Here is a 13,654-nt window from a genome sequence, read left to right on the forward strand (position 1 = left end):
TCTCCGATAATCCTGCTCACCCAGCGCTTTATAAGAAGAGGTATTGGCTGGCATGGCTGCATGGGATGGACGTCCCGTATGCAATTGCGTAAGGCAGGTGCTGCCCAGGAAGTTCAGGGTGCGCGATTGTACGCAAGCAATCGACGCCTTGCAAGTAGCCGCCTATCGCGCCTTGACACTCGCGGGCGCGGGTCCTAGCATGCCGCGCAACCCTTCTGGAGCGACTGTCGCTGATGCAACCCCAAGCTTTCTACCGCGCGGTGGCGGACGATTTTAGCGCCGTCGACGGCATCATCAAGAAGCAACTGACTTCTAAAGTGCCGCTGGTCTCCAAAATTGGCGACTATATTACCTCGGCCGGCGGTAAACGCCTGCGTCCTTTATTAGTGCTGTTGTGCGGCAAGGCCCTGGGCCGCGAAGGCGACGACCTGCGCCTGCTGGCCGCCACTATCGAGTTCCTGCATACCGCGACCCTCTTGCATGACGACGTGGTCGACATGTCCGGCATGCGCCGTGGCCGCGAGACCGCCAATGCCATGTGGGGCAACGCACCCAGCGTACTGGTGGGCGACTTCCTGTACTCGCGCTCGTTCGAAATGATGGTCGAACTGGGCTCGATGCCGGTGATGAAGATTCTTTCCCAGGCCACGCGCATCATCGCCGAAGGCGAAGTCTTGCAACTGTCCAAAGTGCGTGACGCCAGCACGACCGAAGAAACCTACATGGAAGTGATTCGCGGCAAGACCGCAATGCTCTTCGAAGCCTCGACCCACAGCGCCGCCGCCCTGTGCGGCGCGACCGCCGAGCAGGCCGAAGCCCTGCGCACCTTTGGTGACCACTTGGGCGTGGCCTTCCAATTGGTGGACGACCTGCTCGACTACCGCGGCGACGCTGAAACCCTGGGCAAGAACGTCGGTGACGACCTGGCCGAGGGCAAGCCCACGCTGCCGTTGATCTACACCATGCGCGAAGGCACGCCGGAACAGGCGGCACTGGTGCGCAAGGCGATCCAGAAAGGCGGTATCGAAGACCTGGAAAGCATCCGCGCCGCCGTCGAGGCGTCGGGGTCGCTCGACTACACCGCGCAACTGGCCCGCGACTATGTGGCGCGCGCAATCCAGTGCCTGGAAGCCCTCCCAGCCAGCGAATACCGCGATGCACTGGTCGAGCTGAGTGAGTTTGCAGTCGCACGTACTCACTGAGCACTATCTGCGAACACGGGCTTGTGTGGGAGCGGGCTTGCTCGCAAAAGCGGAGTGTCAGTCAATATCTTATAAATTGACCCAGCGCTTTCGCGAGCGAGCCCGCTCCCACATTTAGAGCGCCTTACCCGTTCAAGACCGCGCCCCGCCCTGCTATAAACCCTATATAATGTGCGACTTTTAGCCATCCTGAAACTCAAGGAGCCTTAGTGAGCACATTGCCACCCTGCCCGAAATGCAATTCCGAATACACCTACGAAGATGGCGCCCAACTGATCTGCCCGGAATGTGCCCATGAGTGGTCCGCCAGCGGCGAACCCGAAGCGGCCAGCGATGCAGCCGTGAAGAAAGACTCGGTCGGCAACGTCCTGCAGGACGGCGACACCATCACCGTGATCAAGGACCTCAAGGTCAAGGGCACCTCGCTGGTGGTCAAGGTCGGCACCAAGGTCAAGAATATCCGCCTGTGCGATGGCGACCACGATATCGACTGCAAGATCGATGGGATCGGCCCGATGAAACTCAAGTCCGAATTCGTCCGCAAAGTCTGACTGTACTGCCACCCTCTCGTGCCCTGCGCGAGAGGGCGCTTCCCCGCGTCAAATCCTCTCAAGTAGTAAAAGGCCAGCCCTTTTGCCGCGCACAATCCCTACACAGAAAAACCAGGAATTCACCAATAGGGACTTGCTATTCTACGAATAAGAATTATTCTCATTGAATCCCTCAAGGAGATGTGACCATGACTTATTTGATAGATGCCTGGCTGGACCGTCCACACCCCTACCTGCGGATACTTCATCGGGAGACCGGGGAAGTCTGTGCGGTGCTCGAAGAAGACGCGTTGAATGAACTGCAGGCTCAGGGCGACCTGGACGTCAATGGGCTGAGTTCCAGTGAACCGGGGGTGCTGAAGGAGGTGGTGCGCAATCTGTTTCTGTTCTGCTATGCCCGAGCATTGCGCCCGGTGACAGAACTCAATGGCAAGTTTCATCCATGAGCGACCCTGAAAGCCCCTGTAGGAGCGAGTTTACTCGCGAAGAACGTCAACGATAACGCGCCCATTCTGGATGAACGTATCGCACTCGGCTCTTTGGCGGGCAAGCCCGACTCCTACATAACGCCAGGGCAACAAGCAGCAGGTCTTACAGAACGTCGAGCAGCTCGACGTCGAATACCAGAACGCTGTGCGGCGGGATGCTGCCAACGCCTTGAGCGCCGTAAGCCAGTTCGCTCGGCACGTACAGACGCCATTTGCTGCCGGCATTCATCAATTGCAGGGCCTCGGTCCAACCAGCGATCACGCCGCCGACCGGGAATTCCGCAGGCTGGCCACGCTCGTAGGAGCTGTCGAAGACAGTGCCGTCGATCAATGTACCGTGGTAGTGAGTACGCACCTGGTCTTCACGGCTCGGCTTGGCACCGTCACCCGCCGTCAGCACTTCGAATTGCAGGCCGGAAGCCAAAGTAGTGATGCCTTCACGCTTGGCGTTTTCAGCCAGGAACGCCAGGCCGGCGCCGGCGGCAGCTTCAGCCTTGGCAGCGGCTTCGGCTTGCATGATGTCGCGGATCACCTTGAAGCTGGCCGCCATTTGCTCTTGATCAACACGGCTCGGCTTGCCGGCGAAGGCGTCGGTCAGGCCGGCCAGGATTGCCTCCAGGCTCACGCCCGGGGGCGGGTTGTCGCGCAGTTGGTCGCCCAACTGGCGGCCAATGCCGTAGCTGACACGGGTTTCGTCGGTGGACAGATTGACTTCGGACATTCAAGGGCTCCGCTGTAGGACAACTGCAAAACCTGCAAAACGCGGGATTCTGCGCGTCATCCAAACTAAAAGGGCGAGCAGACTAGCACACTCGCCCCACGCTTGATGAGCCCAAGACACTGCGCCAGGAAGCGCCCGGCGCTGATCAGTGTTTGGTTACTTTATCCAGATAACCCATGGCAAACGCCGAAATCACAAACGTCATGTGAATGATCACGTACCACATCAGGTGCTGAGGATCGACGTTCTTGGCATCCATGAAGATCCGCAGCAGGTGGATGGAGGAGATCGCCACAATGGAGGCCGCCACTTTCATCTTCAACGACGAAGAGTCCATGGTGCCCAACCAGTTGAGCTTCTCCTTGCTGTCATCGATATCCAGTTGCGAGACGAAGTTCTCGTAGCCGGAAATCATGACCATCACCAACAGTCCGCCGACCAGGGCCATGTCGATCAACGACAGGAGTACCAGAATCAGCTCCGACTCGGCCATCGCGAAGACATTGGGCAGCAGGTGAATCACTTCCTGAAAGAACTTCAGCGCCAGCGCCAGCAGCCCGAGCGACAGGCCGAAATAGATCGGTGCCAGCAGCCAGCGCGAGGCGTACATTGCATTTTCGATAAAACGTTCCATTGAATCTCACACAGCGTGGCTAGAAATGCTGGCGAGTATATCAGTCGCGCACAGTGCCCAGAACCACCCGAAAAACTGACCTGCAACACTTTTATGCCCAGCGCAGCGCGCTGAACACCGTGCAGTATGGTTCGAGGTGACGCAGGACAAGCCTGAGACAAAAAATCGCCGGTTCAGGAGTGAATATCGCTCAGCGCCCTCGCCCGTCCGCCATTGAGCTGTCGCAGGTGCGCCTGCAGATGCAAACACCATATCTGCGGGTCATCCGCCAGCACGTAGCCATGCAACAGCAGGCTCTGCACCACGGATTCAAGGATATGTTCAGCCACGAACGACCCATGAAAGGGACCTTGGGACCTGATGGTCGAGGGTTGCTCGCCGGTCATGCCGGCGGCAAACAACAAGGTCCACATGCCGGCTTCCCCCGCAAGGGGACGAATGGAGCATTCAATTCGGGTGACCAGGCCCAGGCACTGGCGAGTGAGGCAAAGGTTGCGCGGCATGGCGGCGACCCTCGGCAGATCGGCATTCAGCCTCTCGAAGGACGAGACTGTTTCTATCCAGCGACTCCTGTGGATATCCCTTGAGCTGAGAATAGAAGAAAACCCGTACAAACCAAGGACGCAGAGACCAACGGCGACCTTGTCATGGGCTATCGGGTCAAAAATATGACGAGGGGAGCCACTCCCCTCGCCCTGCAACCCATCAACTCGGCTTGGCTTCGGCCAATGCCTGCTGCGCCAGTTCCTTTTCCGCTTCCTTGAGGTCTTCCTCGCTGATCATCTCGGCAATCGCCCGCAAACGCTCCACGACCCGCGCATTGACGGTGCCCTCCGGGAATTGCCCTTCCTCATCCGGTTCACCGGCCGGCTCGCCCACCAGCAAGCTCAAGGCCTCGTCGGCCTGGCGCACCGCGTAGATATGAAACTGTCCGGCCCGAACCGCTTGCAAGACCTTCTCATCCAGCATCAGCGTCGCGACGTTCGCCTGGGGAATGATCGCCCCCTGCTCACCGGTCAGGCCACGCGCCTCGCAAAGACGGAAGAAACCCTCGATCTTCTCGTTGACCCCGCCCACCGCTTGCACTTCACCGAACTGGTTGATCGAGCCGGTGATCGCAAAGCACTGTTTGAGCGGCGTCTTCGACAGCGCCGAAATCAAGGTGCAGGCCTCGCCCAGGGATGCGCTGTCGCCATCGACGTAGCCGTAGGACTGCTCCAGGGCAATGCTTGCGGAAATCGCCAGAGGAAATTCCTGGGCATAACGGCTGCCCAGGTAACCGGTGAGGATCATCACGCCTTTGGAGTGAATCGGCTGCCCGAGGTTAACTTCGCGCTCGATATCGACAATGCCGCTGCCCCCCGGATACACCGTGGCGGAAATCCGCGCCGGCACGCCAAAGGCCGAATCGCCCACCTCGAGCACCGTCAGCCCGTTGCACTTGCCCACCGCCGCGCCCGCGGTGTCGATCAGGATCACCCCCGCGAGCATATCGTCGAGAATCCGTGCCGATACACGCCCGGTACGTGTGGCCTTGGCCTTGAGCGCCCGCTCGATATGCCCGGCATCGGTCATCTCATCAGCCGCCAGGTGACGGATGAAATCGGCCTCGCTGACCAACTGGAACAGATCACCAATACGTGCCGACAGCCGCCCCTGATGCTCCGCCAGGCGTGCACTGTAGGTCGCCAGGCGCGCCACCGCATCCGACGTCAATGGCGCCATGCCTTCTTCCGAAGTGCGGGTCTTGAGCAACTGGGCAAACTGCTCCAGGCTTTCGTCGACCATCGGGATGTCTTCATCGAAATCCACCAGCACCCGGAACATTTCCTGGAAGTCCGGATCCAGGTCTTGCAGCGTGTAGTACAACGAACGGGCCCCGATGATGATGACTTTGACGTTCAACGGGATCACTTGCGGGTTGAGCGTCACGGTGGCCAGGCGGCCCAGCTCACCGAGAGGCGACTCCATCTTCAACTTGCGCGACTGCAAGGCGCGCTTCAGAGCGTCCCAGACAAACGGTTCACTGAGCATTTTTTCGGCTTCCAGGATCAGGAAGCCGCCGTTGGCGCGATGCAATGCACCCGCGCGCAATTGCCGGTAGGTGGTGTAGAGCGCGCCCTGGTCGGTGCTGTATTCGATACGCCCGAACAGGTTGTCGTAGGTCGGATGCGGTTCGAACACCACCGGCGCGCCGCCATTGCTCGGGTGACCAACCACCAGGCTCGGACAGTACTGTTCCTCCAGCAACTTGCGGGCCTGGGCGTCGGTTTTTGCATCGTCCACCAACTGTTCGACCACGGTTTTCAGCAGATAAACCTGCATCGCTTGCAGGTAGCCGCACACGCCGGCGTTTTCCGCGTACTTCTCCGACAACGGCGCCAGCAATGGCTGCAAGGCCAGGGTGATGGTTTCCTCGTTGAATTGGCGTATCTGGTTGTTGGACTCGCGCTTCCATTGCGGCAGGCTGGCGAGTTCTTCGTTGAGGCGTTCTTCAAGTTCCGAAATATCGGTGTGGAAACGCTCGCGATCGACCTCCGGCAACTGCGAGAACTCGGCCTCGTCCAGCGCCTTGCCATCGAGCATCGGCGTAAACGCAATATTGGAGCTGTCGCGGTACAGCGCTACGTCTTTTTCCAGGGCCAGGCGCTCGATCACGTCCAGGGCTCGGTCATAACGCTGATTGAAGGAACGGTCGATGGCGCTTTTGCGCTGTTGATAGGTCGGGTGCTCGAACACCGCCGGGAAGGTCGCCACCAGGTTATCGATCAGCCCGTTGATATCGGCGATGAACGCCGCCGCTCCGCCCGCGGGCAACTCCAGGGCCCGGGGTTCGCGAGGTTCGTCGAAATTATTCACATAGACCCAGTCCGCCGGGGTCTGCAGGCGTTTGCCTTCGGCCTTGAGATAGCGTTTGACGAACGAAAAGCGGCCGGTACCGGGCTCGCCCATGACAAATACGTTGTAACCGGGACGTGGCATGGCCACGCCGAACTGCAAGGCTTCGACCGCACGTTCCTGGCCAAGCACACCGCGAAAGGGCTCCAAATCATTGGTGGTCGAGAAGCTGAACTGTTCAGCGGAAAAAGGACGAGTCAGCGCTTCGGGCGCTAGACGCAAGCTGGCAGCTACAGGATCAGGCATCGGGCTTCCTTACATCAGGCGGGGCAGATGACGGCATTCTGGCGCCGCGTATGGCTGGCTGGCAAGGCACGGTTTAGGGAAAGCATAGACACAAGCCGCCTCCTGTAAAAAACACCCATTCGCCGATTGTTTTACAAAAACTCACGGAACCCTTGGTTCATGCCTAAACTCAAAACTGCGCGGGATGGACTAATAACCGTCCCCTAGGGCGCTAGAGGCGCCTGAATCCTTGTCCATTGGTTTGCACACAAAGAGAACAAAGCTATGAAACGGATCCTTCTCGGTACTCTCTTCACCGTCGTCTCCCTCAATGCAATGGCTGAAGCGCCAGGTGGCCCGAACTGCGGTTGGGGCAACATGCTGTTTGAAGGCCAACGTGGCACCCCCGCCCACTTCCTGGCCTCCACCACCAACGGCACTTCGGGTAACGCCACCTTCGGCATGACCTCGGGCACTAACGGTTGCAGCACCAACAGCGCGCTGTCTTACGGCGGCAAATCGTGGATTGCCATGAATGGCATGATGAACGAGCTGTCCGAAGACATGGCCAAAGGCAATGGCGAAGCACTGACCACCTATGCCGTGGTGCTGGGTGTCGCTCCTGAAGATCGCGACCACTTCGCAGCAGTGACTCACGAGCACTTCCAGCAGATCTTCAGCAAGGCTGACGTGACCGCAGAAGATGTGCATTCCAACACCCTCGCTGTCCTGAAAGGCGACGCCCGTCTGGCGAAATACGCCACCCAGGCTTAAGCTCGACCTACCCGCGCCTTGCGAGGCGCGGGTTTTGTTTTTTGGACCTGCCCCCCCTTCGGGTCTTTATTTATTCCGACTTAAGTTGCCCCTATGCTCAAACGCTTTGCCTGGCTGGCACTCTTCACCTGCGCCCCGCTGTACGCGGCGCCGCACCTTGATGATCAACGTTTGCAGCAACTGGCCAACGACCCGTTCTGGCTGTCGCTGGGGCACTACGAAAGCGGCAAGATCAGCGGCTGGCGCAGCTATGTCAGCGACCAGCGATTCTTCCTTGCCAAAGACGGCGCGCATCATCCGGACGCCGAACTGAAGGCTACCGTGCAAGCGCTCTACGCGCCGGCCAGTCTCGGTGAAAAACACGCCCAATGCGTTTACCCGGCACGCACCCGCTGGCTCAAGGAGCAGTTGCAACTGACTGACTTGCCCGCCGCGGACTGCAAGGAATTCAAGCAATGGTTCAAGGACGTCGCGCCCCACAGCGCGGTGATGATCTTCCCGGCGGCGTACCTCAACAGCCCATCGTCGATGTTCGGACACACTCTGCTGCGCATCGACCAGGCTGACGTGCAGAGCAACAACACCGCCCTGCTCAGCTACGCAATCAACTTCGGCGCCTATATCGAAGGCTCTGACAACAGCCTGCTGTACGCCTGGAAAGGCCTGATGGGCGGCTATCCCGGACTGTTCGCGCTAGTGCCGTACCAGGAGAAACTCTCGGAATACCGCAGCCTGGAAAACCGCGACCTGTGGGAATACCGGCTGAACCTGACCCAGGTCGAAACCGAGCGCATGGTCGAGCACGTGTGGGAACTCAAGCAGATCCAGTTCGACTATTTCTTCTTCGACGAAAACTGCTCTTACCGTCTGCTGGAGCTGCTGCAAGTGGCGCGCCCCGGCCTGCGCCTGACGGAACAGTTTCCGCTGACAGCCATTCCCACCGACACCGTCAAAGCCGTGAAAGACGCAGGCCTGGTGGAAAAAATCGATTACCGCCCCTCCCGTGAGCGCGAGTTGCTGGAGCGTGCCAAGCCGCTGGACAGTGACGAGCAGCAATGGGTGCTGAAGATCAGCGACGACCAGAAACAGCTGCAGGACCCGACCTTCAAGGCCCTCGCCAAAGAACGCCAGGCCTTGATCATCGATGCGGCCTATCGCCTCGGCCGCTACCGCGCCAATGGGCTTGAACGCGACCCTGAACGCTCCCAGCGCAGTTTCGAACTGCTGCGGGCCATCAATCAGAACCCGGCTCCAAACCTGCAAATCGAACGTCCGGGCCTGCCCGAGAATGGCCATCAGTCGCGCACCTGGCAAGCCGGTATCGGCACCCGGGGCGACAAGGCATTCGGCGAATACGGCCTGCGCATGGCCTACCACGACCTCAACGACAACGCCGAAGGCTTCCCCTTGGGCGCGCAGATCGAAATCCTGCAAATGAAACTGCGCCAGTACGAAGGCAACAACTGGCAATTGCAGCAATTGGACCTGGCGACCATCCGCTCATTGACGCCGCGCAACGAGCTGCTGCAACCGTTGTCCTGGCAAGTCACCGGAGGCCTTGAGCGTGTACCGGGCAAACATGACGACGAAACCCTGGTCAGTCACGTCAACGGCGGTGCCGGCGGCACCTGGCAATTGCGGGACGACATGCTCGGCTTCGCCCTCGGTACCGTGCGCGTGGAGCATAACAACGACTTCAGCGAGTTCATCTCCCCCGCCGCCGGTTTCAACACTGGCCTGTTGTGGAAAAATCCGCTGGGCAACCTCAGCCTGGAAGCCAAGGGCGACTTCTTCACCAATGGCGAAGTGCGGCGTAGTATCAGCCTGAATCAACAGTGGGAAGTGTCACGCAATCTTGGCGTGCGCTTGAGTGCGCAACGTGAGTTCAGCCATTTGGCGACCCCGGTCAATGAAGTGATGCTTGAGGTGAAGTGGTATCACTACTGACCCAGTTCTCAGGTCCAGCACAAATATAAATGTGGGAGCGGGCTTGCTCGCGATGGCGGTGGATCAGTCACCGAAAATATCGACTGGTCCACCGCCATCGCGAGCAAGCCCGCTCCCACATTGGGTTCGCATTTATTCCGCCACATCCCGCTGGGCTCTTACGGCATGGCCATTACTTGCACCGACCTTGAACACGTGTTCAGCCGGGCGTGAGTCGCTTTCAGACATCCATCGAAACTAATCACCTGCGACCATGGCCCAAACTCCATTGCAGGAGAAACGTCATGAGTCGAGCTTTCGTCAACGAAGACAGCGCCGCTGCCCAGGCCAACCAGCCGGTGGAGCGCCAGGTCAGCACGCAACCCAACCATCTAACCGCCCACGGGCTGGGGCAGTTACAGGCCAGGGTGGCGCAGTTGCAACACGAACATGCCCAAGAGTCGGCCAAGGGTGAACAGGCGGACAAACAACGCTTGGCCGACCTGGAGCGGGATTTGCGTTATTTCAACCAGCGGCTGCACAGCGCCCTCGTCGTCGCCCCGGCCACTTCCACCGAAAAAGTGCAGATCGGCAGTTGGATCACCTTTGCCAACGAACAGGACGAACAGCAGCGCATTCAACTGGTGGGCGAAGACCAGGCCGATGCCGCCTTGGGCCTGATTAACTGGGGCTCACCGTTGGGCAAGGCGCTGCTGGGTGCACAGGTCGGTGACGAGGTGCTGTGGAAGCGCCCCGTCGGTGATCAATTGATCGAGATCCTGCGGATTGAACCCGAGGCTTAAACGATACCCTGGGCCAGCATCGCATCCGCGACTTTCACAAAGCCCGCGATGTTCGCGCCTTTCACGTAATTGACCCGACCGTTTTCTTCACCATAGTGCACGCAGGCATGGTGGATCGACTGCATGATGTTATGCAGCTTGCTGTCCACTTCGCCAGCGGTCCACAGCAGACGCATGGCGTTCTGCGACATTTCCAGACCGCTCACCGCCACACCGCCCGCATTGGAAGCCTTACCCGGTGCGAACAGAATGCCGGCGTCGATGAAGGTATCCACAGCCTCAAGGGTAGTGGGCATGTTGGCGCCTTCCGCCACGCAGACACAGCCATTGCGCAACAAGCTGCGCGCAGCGTCGGCGTCCAGTTCGTTCTGGGTCGCGCATGGCAGGGCGATGTCGCACGCCAGTTCCCAGGGCGTCTGGCCGGCGCGAAACTCCAGGCCGAAGCGCGACGCCAACTCACTGATGCGCCCGCGCTGGATGTTTTTCAGCTCCAGCACCGCTGACCATTGCGCTTCGGTCAAACCACTTTCGCTGTAGAGGGTGCCCTCGGAATCGGACAAGGAAATCACCTTGCCGCCCAAGTCCATGACCTTGCGCGCCGCGTATTGCGCCACGTTACCGGAACCTGAAATGGCCACGCGTTTGCCGTCGACACTTTGCCCCTGGCGCTTGAGCATTTCTTCAGCGAAATAAACACAGCCAAAACCGGTGGCTTCCGGGCGGATCAGACTGCCGCCGTAGCTCATGCCCTTGCCGGTCAGGACCGAAGTGAACTGGTTGCTCAGGCGCTTGTACTGGCCGAACAAAAAGCCGATTTCCCGGGCGCCCACGCCGATATCGCCGGCCGGCACGTCAACGTCCGCGCCGATATGGCGATACAGCTCACTCATGAACGCCTGGCAGAAACGCATGACCTCAGCGTCGCTCTTGCCCTTGGGATCAAAGTCCGAGCCGCCCTTGCCGCCGCCCAGGGGCAGCGACGTCAGGCTATTCTTGAAGGTCTGCTCGAAGGCGAGGAATTTCAGCACCCCGAGATTCACCGAGGGATGGAAGCGCAGGCCACCTTTGTACGGGCCGATGGCGCTGTTCATCTGGATACGGAAGCCGCGATTGACCTGGACCTTGCCGTGATCATCCACCCACGACACGCGGAAGGTAATGGCGCGTTCCGGTTCGCAAATGCGCTCCAGGATGCCCGAGGCCAGATAGTGGGGGTTGGCTTCAAGAAACGGCCACAGGCTACGTAGGACTTCTTCAACGGCCTGGTGGAACTCGGGCTGATCCGGGTCACGTTTTTTGAGGCGGGCGAGGAAGGATTCAACGGATTCGATCATGAAAAGTCTCGGCAAATTATTGTCGTTAGCGAAGATTTGAGCCGGACTTTAACAACTCGCCACGCACCGCGACAGGGCAAAATGTCGCATTTGTGAATTCAAATGGTGCATTGGATATAAATAAGTTAGCTTTTTGAGCGTTATTGCACCTGAATGGGGATGCCAAGAGCCGATCGCGCACCAATAGACAAACCGCCTTCGCGAGCAAGCCCGCTCCCACATTTGACCGAGTTGCCGAGGAGTACACGAGCAAATGTAGGAGCGGGCTTGCTCGCGAATGAATCCAACCCGGTCCACCTGAAAAATCGAAAAAAAAAGCGGAGCCCAAGGCTCCGCTCTTTCAACTCACCGACCTGAATCAGGCCAGTTTCTTGTGTCGCACACGGTGCGGCTGGGCAGCGGCTTCGCCCAGGCGCTTCTTGCGATCCGCTTCATACTCGGTGTAGTTACCTTCGAAGAACACCGCTTGCGAGTCGTCTTCGTACGCCAGGATGTGCGTGGCCACGCGGTCAAGGAACCACCGATCGTGAGAAATCACAATCGCGGCGCCCGGGAAGTCCAGCAAGGCCTCTTCCAGGGAACGCAGGGTTTCGACGTCGAGGTCGTTGGACGGTTCGTCGAGCAGCAGGACGTTGCCGCCCTCCTTCAGGGTCAGGGCCAGGTGCAAGCGACCACGCTCCCCGCCCGACAGGTCCTTGACGAACTTCTGCTGGTCGCCGCCCTTGAAGTTGAAACGGCCGACATAGGTGCGCGACGGAATTTCATAGTTGCCGATGCGGATCTGGTCGGAACCGTCGGAAATCTGCTGGAACACCGTTTTGCTGCCGTCGAGGTCGTCACGGCTCTGGTCGACACAGGCCAACTGCACGGTTTCACCGATCTCGATGCTGCCCGAGTCCGGCGTTTCCTTGCCCATCAACATGCGGAACAAGGTCGATTTACCGGCACCGTTACCGCCGATCACGCCGACGATGGCGCCTTTAGGCATGGCAAACGACAGGTTGTCGATCAGCACGCGATCGCCATAACCCTTGCTGACGTTCTTGAATTCGATGACCTTGTCACCCAGGCGCGGACCGGCCGGGATGTAGATCTCGTTGGTTTCGCTGCGCTTCTGGAACTCCTGCGACTGCATTTCTTCGAAGCGCTGCAGACGTGCCTTGGATTTGGACTGGCGGGCCTTGGCGCCTTTGCGCACCCATTCCAGCTCTTCCTTCATGGCTTTTTCGTGGGCCGATTGTTGCTTGGATTCGGCAGCCAGACGGTCGGACTTGGCTTCCAGCCAGCCGGAGTAGTTGCCCTCGTAAGGGATACCGGCGCCACGGTCGAGTTCCAGAATCCAGCCGGCAACGTTGTCCAGGAAGTACCGGTCGTGCGTGATCGCGACCACGGTGCCCGGGAAGTCGTGGAGGAAATGCTCCAGCCAGGCGACGGAGTCGGCGTCCAAGTGGTTGGTCGGCTCGTCGAGCAGCAGCATGTCGGGAGCCGACAGCAGAAGGCGGCACAGGGCCACACGACGTTTCTCACCACCCGACAAGTGCTCGACCTTGGCGTCCCACGCGGGCAGGCGCAGCGCATCGGCGGCCACTTCGAGTTGGCGCTCCAGGTTATGGCCGTCGCTGGCTTGCAAGATGGCTTCCAGCTTGGCCTGTTCGGCGGCCAGTTTATCGAAGTCGGCATCTTCTTCAGCGTAAGCGGCGTAGACCTCGTCCAGGCGGGCCTGAGCGTTCTTGATCACGCTGACCGCTTCCTCGACCACTTCACGCACAGTCTTGGTCGGATCGAGGATCGGCTCTTGCGGCAGGTAGCCGATGTTCAGGTCTGGCATCGGCCGAGCTTCGCCTTCAAACTCGGTATCGACACCTGCCATGATTTTCAGCAGCGTGGATTTACCCGAACCGTTGAGGCCGAGCACGCCGATCTTGGCGCCAGGGAAGAAGGACAACGAAATGTTTTTCAGGATTTCCCGCTTCGGCGGAACAACTTTGCCCAGCCGATGCATGGTGAAGACGTATTGAGCCATGGTGAACCTAGCGTCAGTGACTGATGAATTAAGCGGGCGTAACCCGTGCCAGGCCATGCGCGGCGAGGGCCGTTG

General features: G+C 59.4%; 12 protein-coding genes. 6 read left to right on the forward strand and 6 right to left on the reverse strand.

Translation table 11 applies throughout. The features are described 5' to 3' along the window. Positions 1-233: 233 nt before the first annotated feature. The 3 genes from AC6CIA_RS03570 (at position 234) to AC6CIA_RS03580 (ending at position 2,199) form a co-directional block, all read left to right on the forward strand. Positions 234-1,202: a polyprenyl synthetase family protein gene (locus AC6CIA_RS03570; protein WP_084376403.1), complete on the forward strand. Its 969-nt coding sequence runs from the start codon at positions 234-236 to the stop codon at positions 1,200-1,202. A gap of 209 nt (positions 1,203-1,411) precedes the next feature. Beyond that, positions 1,412-1,753, forward strand: coding sequence for a zinc ribbon domain-containing protein YjdM (locus AC6CIA_RS03575; protein ID WP_498310641.1), 342 nt, complete (start codon positions 1,412-1,414; stop codon positions 1,751-1,753). Positions 1,754-1,941: 188 nt separating this feature from the next. Continuing rightward, on the forward strand, positions 1,942-2,199 hold the full coding sequence (locus tag AC6CIA_RS03580; protein ID WP_339528999.1) for a PA4570 family protein: 258 nt from the start codon (positions 1,942-1,944) through the stop codon (positions 2,197-2,199). Between the two features lie 145 nt (positions 2,200-2,344). Here AC6CIA_RS03580 and bamJ read toward each other — a convergent pair whose 3' ends face one another. The 4 genes from bamJ to AC6CIA_RS03600 form a co-directional block, all read right to left on the reverse strand. Further along, a complete protein-coding gene (gene bamJ, locus AC6CIA_RS03585) occupies positions 2,345-2,962 on the reverse strand; it encodes a BamJ family beta-barrel-assembly machinery protein (protein ID WP_498310642.1) in 618 nt (205 codons plus the stop codon). A gap of 145 nt (positions 2,963-3,107) precedes the next feature. Next, positions 3,108-3,596 (reverse strand): TIGR00645 family protein, encoded by a 489-nt coding sequence (locus AC6CIA_RS03590; protein WP_339529001.1) that lies wholly within the window; start codon positions 3,594-3,596, stop codon positions 3,108-3,110. 173 nt (positions 3,597-3,769) lie between these two features. Next, on the reverse strand, positions 3,770-4,099 hold the full coding sequence (locus tag AC6CIA_RS03595) for a PA4575 family protein (protein WP_498310644.1): 330 nt from the start codon (positions 4,097-4,099) through the stop codon (positions 3,770-3,772). 202 nt (positions 4,100-4,301) lie between these two features. After that, positions 4,302-6,740, reverse strand: a complete 2,439-nt coding sequence (locus AC6CIA_RS03600; RefSeq protein WP_339529003.1) for a Lon protease family protein — start codon at positions 6,738-6,740, stop codon at positions 4,302-4,304. 264 nt (positions 6,741-7,004) lie between these two features. On the opposite strand from AC6CIA_RS03600, the gene AC6CIA_RS03605 reads away from it, so the two are divergent. The 3 genes from AC6CIA_RS03605 to AC6CIA_RS03615 all read left to right on the forward strand — a co-directional run bounded on the left by AC6CIA_RS03605 (position 7,005) and on the right by AC6CIA_RS03615 (position 10,222). Continuing rightward, a complete protein-coding gene (locus AC6CIA_RS03605) occupies positions 7,005-7,493 on the forward strand; it encodes a DUF3015 domain-containing protein (protein WP_339529004.1) in 489 nt (162 codons plus the stop codon). 93 nt (positions 7,494-7,586) lie between these two features. Further along, positions 7,587-9,440: an Lnb N-terminal periplasmic domain-containing protein gene (locus AC6CIA_RS03610; protein WP_498310645.1), complete on the forward strand. Its 1,854-nt coding sequence runs from the start codon at positions 7,587-7,589 to the stop codon at positions 9,438-9,440. 284 nt (positions 9,441-9,724) lie between these two features. Further along, positions 9,725-10,222: a GreA/GreB family elongation factor gene (locus AC6CIA_RS03615; RefSeq protein WP_498310647.1), complete on the forward strand. Its 498-nt coding sequence runs from the start codon at positions 9,725-9,727 to the stop codon at positions 10,220-10,222. Here the strand turns inward: AC6CIA_RS03615 and gdhA are convergent. Together gdhA and ettA are read right to left on the reverse strand one after the other, a co-directional pair. Next, positions 10,219-11,556: an NADP-specific glutamate dehydrogenase gene (gdhA, locus tag AC6CIA_RS03620; RefSeq protein ID WP_498310649.1), complete on the reverse strand. Its 1,338-nt coding sequence runs from the start codon at positions 11,554-11,556 to the stop codon at positions 10,219-10,221. The genes AC6CIA_RS03615 and gdhA overlap by 4 nt on opposite strands. 358 nt (positions 11,557-11,914) lie before the next feature. Further along, on the reverse strand, positions 11,915-13,579 hold the full coding sequence (gene ettA, locus AC6CIA_RS03625; RefSeq protein ID WP_084376414.1) for an energy-dependent translational throttle protein EttA: 1,665 nt from the start codon (positions 13,577-13,579) through the stop codon (positions 11,915-11,917). Positions 13,580-13,654 lie beyond the last annotated feature (75 nt).

This window comes from Pseudomonas sp. GQ91 (genome assembly GCF_059758795.1).

Excerpts from the sequence above, each read along its gene's own strand:
- AC6CIA_RS03570 (WP_084376403.1), top strand. The coding sequence starts at position 234 with ATGCAACCCCAAGCTTTCTACCGCGCGGTGGCGGACGATTTTAGCGCC.
- AC6CIA_RS03580 (WP_339528999.1), top strand. The coding sequence starts at position 1,942 with ATGACTTATTTGATAGATGCCTGGCTGGACCGTCCACACCCCTACCTG.
- bamJ (WP_498310642.1), bottom strand. The coding sequence starts at position 2,962 with ATGTCCGAAGTCAATCTGTCCACCGACGAAACCCGTGTCAGCTACGGC.
- AC6CIA_RS03590 (WP_339529001.1), bottom strand. The coding sequence starts at position 3,596 with ATGGAACGTTTTATCGAAAATGCAATGTACGCCTCGCGCTGGCTGCTG.
- AC6CIA_RS03595 (WP_498310644.1), bottom strand. The coding sequence starts at position 4,099 with ATGCCGCGCAACCTTTGCCTCACTCGCCAGTGCCTGGGCCTGGTCACC.
- AC6CIA_RS03600 (WP_339529003.1), bottom strand. The coding sequence starts at position 6,740 with ATGCCTGATCCTGTAGCTGCCAGCTTGCGTCTAGCGCCCGAAGCGCTG.
- AC6CIA_RS03605 (WP_339529004.1), top strand. The coding sequence starts at position 7,005 with ATGAAACGGATCCTTCTCGGTACTCTCTTCACCGTCGTCTCCCTCAAT.
- AC6CIA_RS03610 (WP_498310645.1), top strand. The coding sequence starts at position 7,587 with ATGCTCAAACGCTTTGCCTGGCTGGCACTCTTCACCTGCGCCCCGCTG.
- AC6CIA_RS03615 (WP_498310647.1), top strand. The coding sequence starts at position 9,725 with ATGAGTCGAGCTTTCGTCAACGAAGACAGCGCCGCTGCCCAGGCCAAC.
- gdhA (WP_498310649.1), bottom strand. The coding sequence starts at position 11,556 with ATGATCGAATCCGTTGAATCCTTCCTCGCCCGCCTCAAAAAACGTGAC.
- ettA (WP_084376414.1), bottom strand. The coding sequence starts at position 13,579 with ATGGCTCAATACGTCTTCACCATGCATCGGCTGGGCAAAGTTGTTCCG.